Source organism: Asticcacaulis aquaticus (genome assembly GCF_028550415.1).
Lineage (GTDB): Bacteria > Pseudomonadota > Alphaproteobacteria > Caulobacterales > Caulobacteraceae > Asticcacaulis > Asticcacaulis aquaticus.
The window spans coordinates 34,919-44,537 of record NZ_JAQQKX010000022.1; the positions used below are offsets into that span (position 1 = coordinate 34,919).

The following is a 9,619-nucleotide window of genomic DNA, read 5'->3' on the forward strand; positions in this document are numbered from 1 at the left end:
TTCCGAGGTTTTCAGTATATGCGTCCTTTTCCCGTCCTGCCGCCCACCTATTATCATTCCCATTTCATGGAAATGCTGACCTTTGTGCGCGAGGTCTACGGCGCTCTGCTCGGCGACGCGGAAACAGCGTTTCTGAGCGCGTTCGAGGCCCTGAGTCCGGAAGCGCAGTGCGTCTATATCCGCATGTCGAACCGCAAGCGCGCCATCTTTACGCGCGCCGATCTCGACTACAGCGAAATCCATCATATCGATCTCAGCCTGCAGGAGCTGCACGAACAGGGTTTCGTGCGCGGCCTCAGTCCCGACGACTATCGCACCTGCCTTGACGGCCTGACCCGCCCGGCACTGACCGATCTGGCACGTGCCTACGAGATAGAGGTGAAATCGACCTGGCCCAAGGCGCGCCTGTGCGATCACCTGCACGGGCAACTGAGCTTTGAGGATTTTCTCGCGGCGCTCGCCGATACCCCACGCTTTTTGCCCGCGCATCGCGAGACGGTCGGCTTTCTGCTCTACCTCTATTTCGGCAAGCTGAGCGGCAATCTGCTCGGCTTCACCCTGCGCGACCTCGGCGTGGTGCAGGTGCGCCAGAAGGACAGCTATCAGGCGCGGTTCATCAGCCGCGAAGAGGCGCTGGGCGGCTATGCCTATACGCGGCAACTGAGGGCGCTGAAAGGCGCAACGCCAAAGGCCTATCTGGCGGCTGCCGATGTCGTAACCGACCTGCCCCCGGCGACGACCGAGTTTACGCAAGGCCTGCGCGACAAGTTGCTGCACGATCTGGGGCGCTTTTTCGAACGGCAGAAAGACAACGAACGGGCGGTGGAATTCTACGCGCAGTCGGGGCTGTTCGAAAGCCAGGAACGCGTGGTGCGGATGCTCTATGCCCAGGACGATCACGACCGCGCCCGGACCCTGCTGGAGGCCATGCTCGACGCCCCGGTCCACGACGAAGCCTTCATCTTCGCCGACGACTTCTACCGCCGTAAGTTCAACGGCAAGCGCACCAGCGTCTTCACCGACCTGCTGCGTGACGGGCCCCTGATCGAGGCCGACGATCTTTATCGCGGCCTGCCGGAACTGGCCGCCGCCCGCCATTACGAAGCGCAGGGTTTTGACGTCCACCACGTCGAGAACGGCCTGTGGCCCGCCCTGTTCGGCCTGTTGTTCTGGGATGAACTGTTCGAATCCGAAGGCGCTTTATCGTCAGGCTTCGACCGCCTGCCCGTTGCCCTGCGCGACCGGACCTTTCAGCATAAATTCGCCGAGGCCATCACGCAAAAACTGGCCCTCATAGAACGCGGTGACGCGACTGAGATAATTCTGGATAAATGGAATCGTCACGGAGCCGAGGAAAATGGCGTCTTCTACGGCTGGCCCGGGCTGGGCGACCTGATCGCCGCCTTCCTGTCCGTGGCCCCGCCCCTATCGGTGCGGCAGGTGCTGGAGGCCATGACGCAGGATTTCCATGGCTTGCGCGACGGCTTCCCCGACCTGCTCCTGATGGGGCCGGATGGCGTGCACTTCGTCGAGGTCAAGGGCGACGGGGATCAGGTTCGTCGCCATCAGCTCGCGCGTCTGAACCTGCTGAAAACCGCCGGGTTCGCCGTCGATATCGCGCGGGTCACCTTCGTGCCCGACCCCGATCAGATCTATGTCGTGGTCGACATCGAGACCACCGGCGGGCGGTCGCAGTCCGAACGCGTGACCGAGATCGGCGCGGTGAAGATTCAGCGCGGCGAAATCATCGACACCTGGCAAACCCTGATCAATCCTGAACGCCGCATCCCGGCCTTCATTACCGAGTTGACTGGCATCACCAATGCCATGGTCAGGGACGCACCGGTCTTCGCCGATATCGCCGACGATTTTGCCGCCTTCATGAAGGGCGGCGTCTTCGTCGCGCACAACGTCAATTTCGACTACGGGTTTCTGTCGCAGGAATTCAGGGGGCTGGAGCGCCCGTTCCGCTATCCGAAACTGTGCACGGTCGCTTCGATGCGGAAACATTTCCCCGGTCTTGCCGCCTATGGGCTGAAGCCGCTATCGCGCGAATTCAATATCGATCTGAGAAATCACCACCGGGCGATGTCGGATGCTTTAGCTGCGGCAGAGCTACTCAGGATGGTGAATGCAAAAAGGGCCGGGAACTAATCCCGGCCCTTTTCATCCTTATTGCGCTATAGATTTACGCAAACCCGCGCGAGCGCATCAGGGCTTTCGGATCGGCGTCGCGACCGCGGAAATTGCGGTAGGCGATCGCGGGATCGATCGTATTGCCGACGCTGAGGATGTTTTTCATCATCTTGCCCGCCACCGTCTGATCGTAGAAGCCGCCCGGCGCCTCGGCAAAAGCTTCGGAGCAGTCCGCCGCGACGACATCGGCCCACAGATAGCTGTAATACCCTGCCGAATAACCGTCCGAAGAGAAGACGTGCGCGAATTGCGGCGTGCGATGGCGCATGACGATTTCCTTCGGCATACCCAGTTTCGCCAGTTCCTCGCGCTCGAAGGCGTCCGGATCGATGTCGGCGTCACCGGCCAGATGCAGCTTCATGTCGATCAGGGCCGAGGACAGATATTCCACCGTGGCGAAGCCCTGATTGAAGGTATCGGCCTTCTTGATCTTGGCCAGCAGTTCGGCGGGCATCGGCTTACCCGTCTTGTAATGCAGAGCGAAGCGGCTGAGGACTTCCGGCGTCGACAGCCAGCGCTCGTTGACCTGCGACGGGAACTCGACATAGTCGCGCGCCACCGAAGTGCCCGACAGGGTCTGGTAGGTGACGTTCGACGACAGGCCGTGGATGGCATGGCCGAATTCGTGGAACAGGGTCGAAGCGTCGTCCCACGAGATCAGAACCGGTTCGCCCACCGCCCCCTTGATGAAGTTCGAGTTGTTCGACACGATCGGGATGATCGCCTTGCCGCCCTCTTTCGACTGGCTGCGATAGGCGTTCATCCAGGCCCCCGAGCGCTTGCCCTTGCGCGCATAGGGGTCGAGATAGTGGACGCCGATGACCTTGCCATCGCGCAGGACTTCGTAGGTCGTCACGTCCGGATGGAAGACCGGCAGGCCCTCGACCTTACGGAAACCGAAACCGTAGGTCTGCGACGCCGCCCAGAACATGCCTTCGATCAGCTTGTCCAGTTGCAGGTACGGCTTGATCTCGTTCTCATCGAGGTCGTAACGCGCCTTGCGCACCTTTTCGGCGTAGAAGCGGTAGTCCCACGGTTCGATGGTAATGTTGGCCTTCTCGGAATCGGCGACCTTCTGCATGTCGGCGACCTCTTCGTGGACGCGCTTGACCGCCGCCGGCCACACCGACTCCATCAGCCCCATCGCCGCTTCCGGCGTCTTGGCCATGGCGGTCTCGACGCGCCAGTGGGCATGGGTCTTGTAACCGCGCAGATTCGCGCGCTCGACCCGCAGCTTGAGGATCTTTTTGATGATGGCGTTATTGTCCGACGCGTCGCCATTGTCGCCGCGATTGACGTAGAAGCGCCACACCTTTTCACGCGTCGCCCGATTGGTAGCGAAGGTCGTCACCGGCTCCATGGCCGAGCGCGTATTGGCGACCGCATACTGACCGTCCTTGCCCGCCGCCTTGGCCGAGGCCGCCGCCGAGGCGAGGAACCCGTCGGACAGACCGGCCAGCTCGTCCTTGCTGAAATAGAGGGTCTGCTCTTCGTCGTGGAGCAGGTTGTCGGAGAACTGATTGAACAGGACGGACAGCTCTTTGTTGATCGCCGCAACGCGCGTCTTGGCCTCCGGCGACAGGGCGGCGCCCGACCGGACGAAGCCGTTATGCGTCACCCACAACAGGCGATCCTGCTCCGGCGTCAGCTTGAACGCGGCCTTGCCCTCGTAAACAGTTCTTATTTTTTGGAACAAAACTTCATTCTGATTGATTTCATCGCCAAAGGCCGCCAGTTTCGGCGACAGACGCTTCGATATTTCCTGAAGCGTTGGCGTAGATAGTCCGCTGGACCATACGCCATAGACGGTGGAAACGCGTTCCATCTCGGCCCCGGCGGTTTCCAGCGCGACGATGGTGTTCTCAAAGGTCGGCGCCGCCGTATTGGCGGTAATCGCGGCGATTTCTTTGCGTTGGGCGTTCATCGCCGTATCGAAGGCCGCTTCGAAGTCTTCGACCTTCACCTTGTCGAACGGCGGCACGCCGCCATAGGGACCAGTCCAGGCCTGGGTCAGCACGGGGTCGCCTTCGGCGGCGAACGCCGTCGCGGGCAAGAGGCTGGCCGAGGCCATCAGGCCCATAATCGTGCGGCGATCCATTTCCATCATTACTACTCCTGACAGGCGCGTCGGACATGACGTAGTCCGCTGCAAAAATTTTGTCTCTCTTGTAACCACGCGGTTCCACTCAAGGCAAGAGCGGACCCTATGGACGAGAAGCACACACCATCCTATGTAGGAGCATCAGCCTGTCCAATTAAGGAAAGTTCATAAATGGCCATTGGTGTTTTCGATTCCGGCGTCGGCGGCCTGAGCATTCACCGGGCGCTGGTCGACCGGATGCCTGAGGCCGATTTCATCTATCTCGGCGATCAGAAACACGCCCCCTATGGCGAGCGGTCCGGCGAAGAGATCGTCGAACTGACGCGACAGGGCTGCGAAACCCTGTTCGCGGCGGGCGCGTCTCTGGTCGTTCTGGCCTGTAATACCGCCTCGGCCGTGGCGCTGCGCCGCCTGCAATCGACCTGGCTGGCCGGGGTGCGCAAGACCTATAGCCGCCCCGTCAATGTGCTGGGCATCATCGTGCCGACCATCGAAGCCGCCACCGGCCTGCCGTGGGAGCACGAGGCCGAACGCCGCGGCCCCAAGATCGAGAACCTCGACATCCTCGGTATCTTCTGCACCACGGCGACGGCGCGGTCGCGTGTCTATGAGATCGAGATCGACAAGCGCCGTCAGGATCTGGCGGTGTTTTCCGAACCCTGCGTCGGCCTGGCCGGCATGATCGAGGCCGGGGAATCCGAAGAGACGCTGAAAGCCGTGGTGGAAAGCCGCGTTCAGGCCCTGAAAACGCGGATCGGGCGCTATCCCGACCGGGCGATCCTCGGCTGCACGCATTATGAGATCATCGGCGACCTGTTCAAGGCCGCCCTGCCGCCCGGCACGCCCCTGATCCACCAGCCGTCCTCGGTCGCCGACTCGCTGGGGCGCTATATCGAGCGTCATCCGGAATACGATATCGGCACCGCAGGGCTGCGACGTTTTCTCACGACGGGCACCGCAGCGCAGCAATCGGCTCTGGTCGAACGTTTCTGGGGTGCGCCGATAGGGTTTGAAAACCTATAGATGCCAGATCGCAAAAGGTTGTCAGGCCTGCGATAGAGCCGCAGCGTTATGATAACAGCGATATAATTGACGCACTTATCATTTTGTGCAGCGCAACTATGGATTTTTTATTTTTTGCGCCGCACACTTAGGTCGCGGGCGTTATAGGCCCGTGCCTGTAGTTTTTGCCCTACACCATTTCAGTAAGACGTGCGCCGCGCCTTTATGCGCCTCCAATCGGCCAGCCGCGCACCGATAGTGTACCGCTCAGGAAAATCCCGATCACTATCTCATTTCTGGAGGCCAAAAATGGCACAACACGACACCACAGAAACATCGACCTCGATCCAGAGCCGCGTCTTCTGGTTAACCCTGTCGCTGCTTATTGCCGCCCTGTTCTTCTACGCCGCCTCGACCACGACCGGTGAAGCCTATGCGCAGGGCATGGGCGAAGGCGCCGCCTCCGCTTCGGACTGGAGCGGTTCGGCATCGAGCGAAGACGCTTCGATGTAAGTCTGTAGCCCCTGCCGTATTCCCCCGGCAGGGGCTTTTTATCTCGACTAAGACGGCGGATCGCGCGATAAAACGTTCTATGCCCGCTGTGATATCTGCCGACGTTTTCATTCCTGATCCAGCCCCCGATCTTACCGGGGATTTTCATAGCGTGGAAACAGACCCGGCAAGCCAGGTGCCAGGATCCCGTGTTTTTACACTAGGCGGACTTTATTGCCTGAGTACGACAACACCGCTTGAGGTAGAGTTTACCGAAATTCTCACGAAGCGCCGGACGGTGCTTTATGTCCAGGTCAAAAATGACACTTTTCTGTTTTTGCCCGCCGGTCATTACGGCGCGCACTACCGATTGATCGCCGCACCGATGTCGGACATCCGCATCGACATGCGGCGCCTCAACCGCTTCCAGAAACTCGGCCTCTATGCTGCCAAGGCCTTGCGTCTCTTGCAACATCCCGGTCGCTGGATTTCAGTTGCTCACGGCCTGTTACGCCGCCGCGCCAATACGGCTGTCGGCATGCGTCTTGCCACCCCGAAGGCTCACGCCGTGCCGACACCCGTCACCACGCGACCGATAGAACGCCCTGTCGCGCTACCGGAGCATCGATCCGTTTCCATCATCATCCCCACCAAGGTGCGGCACGACCTGCTCAGGGCATGCCTGGATTCTTTGCGCAGGCTTGAAGGCGTGGCCTTCGAGATGATCATTGTCGATAATGGGGCAACGAACCCCGACATGTGTGATCTGCTGACCGGGGCCGCGCTGCGCCTGAACGTCAGGGTGATCCGCCACGATATTCCCTTCAACTTTTCACGTCTGTGCAATCTAGGCGCGGCCGAGGCCCGGCACCCGTATCTCTTGTTTCTCAATGATGATATCGAAGCTGTTGACGGAACCTGGCTAAACGCCATGCTTGGATTTGCCGCACGAAAAGACGTCGGGGTGGTCGGGGCGCGCCTGCTCTATGCATCAGGCGATCTGCAACACGCCGGCGTCGCGACCAACCTTATCCCCGGCCCCGGCCATCCCTGGCGCAACGCTCCCGAAAACGTTTGGCGTACGCACCCTTTATTGGCTGAAGCTGGTGAGGTCGATGCCGTGACGGGGGCCTGCCTGTTGATCAGGCATGACCTTTTCGAAGAACTGGAAGGGTTCGATGAGGTACGCTTCCCGATCACCCTTAACGATATTGACCTCTGCCTCAAGGCACGCCGCAAAGGACTGAAAGTAATCTATACGCCCGACGCTACCCTCCTGCACAAAGAGGGGCAGTCACGGCGGACTGAAGACCGTCCCGAAGAACAGACCCGATGGGAGGCCGAACTCAAAGCCTTCGTCGAAGCCTGGCCCGATTACGCCCGTCAATCGGTGTTTTATCCGCTGCACTTGCGCCGCGACACCGATACAGGTACCGCGATCTAACTGCCGTCGCGTATCAATCCCGCCCTTAAAACATTTTTCCTACATATTGGATCGTAGCCGCAACGGGTGACGTCATTTCTACATTCGTTTGGAAGGCCGCACTGCGGGTTTGACTAGCCAAGTCAATATCGGTCCAGTTCTGGCAGGCGACACGCCCGACGTTCACTTAGGCCATGGTCAGACTTAATCGACTGCGCAGTTCGCCGTTTTATGTCGAGCATCAGTCGCTTTTATCGCCAGATCCTTCGACGCTGCATGTCCAGTATCGCTTCGATCAGAAACCCCTTCAATCGGCCGTCATCCTCCTCATTGAGGGCTCTGCAAATTACTGGTCGGAAATCAGGGGACCGGCTCAAGAGCAATCGGAGTAGCGGTGGACAGGTAGTTTATCGCCTTATAAACTAAGCGATATGACTGGAGCGAAGAGATTTATGAAAAATACAGCGATTATCGTTTTGGGAATGCACCGTAGTGGCACTTCAGCATTGGCGGGTGCCTTGAGCATCCTCGGCGCCCATCTACCGAAGAACCTCATGGAGGCAAACGACGATAATAAAAAGGGTTTTTTTGAGTCCGTGCCGATTATGCACTTGAATGACCGCATCTTGCAAAGTTACGGCTCCAAATGGGATTGCTGGAAAGAGCTTGAGGTTGATGAACGCAACCCGGCAGGAAAGGCCGCCGTCAAACGCATTCAAAAAGTCATAGAGTCTGAATTTAGCGGGCAGAGCCTTCTCTTGATAAAGGACCCCAGGGTATGCAGAATCGTTCCCCTATGGACCGCCGCATTGGATGAAATGGGCTATGGTGTAAAATTTATTCTCCCCATTCGAAATCCACTTGAAGTTGCCGCATCACTTAACAAGCGCAATGGAATTTCCGCTACAAAGGGGCAATTACTATGGCTTCGCCACGTTCTAGATGCAGAGCGTTATACGCGAAGTTTACCCCGCAAATTTCTTCTTTGGGACGATGTTTGTCAAAATTGGCGGCGTGAAATTCTAAGCGTGGGAAACGAACTTTCCATAAAGTGGCCAAACTGGACAAAACGCACTGAGAAAAAGGTAGACGATTTTATTACTCCAGATATGGTAAATCATCATTTTCAAATGAATTATGATAATAATGAAAATTCAAGACACTTAATTTACCAAGCTTATAATTCTTTTAAAAACATCACAAAATACGCAGACAAAAAGCAAGAGATAGAATTATTAGAGGATATATCTCTTGTTTTTAGAAATTCCACCTCTTTATTATTGCAGTCAATGGGGGAATTTGATGCAATATTGAATAAAACTCATTCACTGTCTCGAGAATTGCAAAATTTAGAGCGCGAAAATATCGCCTTGAAGAAATCATTAGACAAAGCGCTAAACATAGTTGGAAATCCTCAAAAAGTTTTAGAGGAAATTCAAAATACCGTCTCATCCCTTGAGTCTATTGAGCCCATTTTGAAAGAGATTTTATATAAAAATGGCAGCAGCGTTAAGAATATAAAAAAGTCATTAGCGTCAATTTCAAAATTAGTTTAAGGAGCTGATTGATGTATAAAGGAAATTTTGATTGCATTGCCGAGGGCCTTGCAAAGGGTTGGATTGCATTAGATGGAAGCACCGACCCGGTCGAGGTTTTACTTATCGTTGATAAAAAAATTAAAGATAAAAAAATTGCAAAAGAATTTAGAATTGATCTTTTAGAGGCGGGAATTAACCAGGGATACCATGCCTTTTCTCTCATTATTCCTGATGAGTGCTATGATAATGGAGAGCATTTATTTGAAATTGCCGTTATGAAATCAAAAAAACAATTAACGATATTCTCTTTAAAAGAATCATTATCAGAACATGATCGAGTTGATGCGCTAGAACGTCAGTATATTGAATTGAAATCGAAAGATTTAAATGAAGAAATTCAGGCGTTCGATTTATTACAATATCGGAACTTAAAAAAGAGAACTATAAAGCAGGCCAATAAATCGAAGCCGGGATAAAACCGGGTTCCTCGACATTACCTGCTCATCCTGAGCTTGCTCGGATGTTTTAAGTTGGTCCCACTGACGTGCTCCCCGTTTCTTGGCCACCCGGTGCTCGAATTTTGCCGGGTTAAGGCTCATGGCGCCGCGGGAACGGCTGAGCCGGATATGAGCGATATCGGGGGTTGGTTGCCGATGGCGCTGTGAGGGCGAACCTCATTGTAGTCTCTACGCCAAGCCTCCATCTTTTCTCTCGCGTCGTCAAGACTCATGAACCAGTGTGCGTTCAGACTGAACCGCCCCGGCTTTGCCGGAGGCTCATTGGTTTAAGTTACGCGGCCAATTCTAAAGTGTCGAGGGCAGCGTAGTAGAGTTGTTCGGCCTCGGCTGGTGGGATGTTGCCAATGGG

Annotated in this window: 7 protein-coding genes and 1 pseudogene; 6 read left to right on the plus strand and 2 right to left on the minus strand. The window is 56.2% G+C overall.

Annotation, left to right across the window (positions count from 1 at the left end; genetic code table 11):
- Window positions 1–18 precede the first annotated feature (18 nt).
- On the plus strand, window positions 19–2,154 hold the full coding sequence (locus PQU92_RS17940; RefSeq protein ID WP_272749674.1) for an exonuclease domain-containing protein: 2,136 nt from the start codon (window positions 19–21) through the stop codon (window positions 2,152–2,154).
- Between the two features lie 34 nt (window positions 2,155–2,188).
- Here PQU92_RS17940 and PQU92_RS17945 read toward each other — a convergent pair whose 3' ends face one another.
- Window positions 2,189–4,294, minus strand: coding sequence for a M3 family metallopeptidase (locus tag PQU92_RS17945; RefSeq protein ID WP_438263835.1), 2,106 nt, complete (start codon window positions 4,292–4,294; stop codon window positions 2,189–2,191).
- Window positions 4,295–4,468: 174 nt separating this feature from the next.
- Between PQU92_RS17945 and PQU92_RS17950 the strand changes: the two genes are divergently transcribed.
- From PQU92_RS17950 to PQU92_RS17970, 5 genes are all read left to right on the plus strand, one after another.
- Complete coding sequence (locus tag PQU92_RS17950; protein WP_272749676.1) at window positions 4,469–5,320, plus strand: glutamate racemase; 852 nt, start codon at window positions 4,469–4,471, stop codon at window positions 5,318–5,320.
- 288 nt (window positions 5,321–5,608) lie between these two features.
- On the plus strand, window positions 5,609–5,812 hold the full coding sequence (locus PQU92_RS17955) for a hypothetical protein (protein ID WP_272749677.1): 204 nt from the start codon (window positions 5,609–5,611) through the stop codon (window positions 5,810–5,812).
- A gap of 79 nt (window positions 5,813–5,891) precedes the next feature.
- Window positions 5,892–7,235 carry a glycosyltransferase family 2 protein gene (locus PQU92_RS17960; protein ID WP_272749678.1) on the plus strand — a complete coding sequence of 448 codons (1,344 nt, stop codon included), beginning with the start codon at window positions 5,892–5,894 and terminating at the stop codon, window positions 7,233–7,235.
- A 431-nt stretch (window positions 7,236–7,666) separates the two neighbouring features.
- Window positions 7,667–8,770, plus strand: coding sequence for a hypothetical protein (locus PQU92_RS17965; protein ID WP_272749679.1), 1,104 nt, complete (start codon window positions 7,667–7,669; stop codon window positions 8,768–8,770).
- Window positions 8,771–8,781: 11 nt separating this feature from the next.
- Window positions 8,782–9,228: a hypothetical protein gene (locus PQU92_RS17970; RefSeq protein ID WP_272749680.1), complete on the plus strand. Its 447-nt coding sequence runs from the start codon at window positions 8,782–8,784 to the stop codon at window positions 9,226–9,228.
- 119 nt (window positions 9,229–9,347) lie between these two features.
- On the opposite strand, the pseudogene PQU92_RS17975 reads toward PQU92_RS17970, so the two are convergent.
- Window positions 9,348–9,512: pseudogene (locus PQU92_RS17975) on the minus strand (integrase core domain-containing protein); the annotation flags it as partial.
- Between the last annotated feature and the right edge of the window lie 107 nt (window positions 9,513–9,619).

Bases quoted from the DNA above. Each gene is read 5' to 3' on its own strand.
- PQU92_RS17955 (WP_272749677.1), top strand. From the start codon at position 5,609: ATGGCACAACACGACACCACAGAAACATCGACCTCGATCCAGAGCCGC.
- PQU92_RS17945 (WP_438263835.1), bottom strand. From the start codon at position 4,294: ATGGATCGCCGCACGATTATGGGCCTGATGGCCTCGGCCAGCCTCTTG.
- PQU92_RS17940 (WP_272749674.1), top strand. From the start codon at position 19: ATGCGTCCTTTTCCCGTCCTGCCGCCCACCTATTATCATTCCCATTTC.
- PQU92_RS17970 (WP_272749680.1), top strand. From the start codon at position 8,782: ATGTATAAAGGAAATTTTGATTGCATTGCCGAGGGCCTTGCAAAGGGT.
- PQU92_RS17950 (WP_272749676.1), top strand. From the start codon at position 4,469: ATGGCCATTGGTGTTTTCGATTCCGGCGTCGGCGGCCTGAGCATTCAC.
- PQU92_RS17960 (WP_272749678.1), top strand. From the start codon at position 5,892: ATGCCCGCTGTGATATCTGCCGACGTTTTCATTCCTGATCCAGCCCCC.
- PQU92_RS17965 (WP_272749679.1), top strand. From the start codon at position 7,667: ATGAAAAATACAGCGATTATCGTTTTGGGAATGCACCGTAGTGGCACT.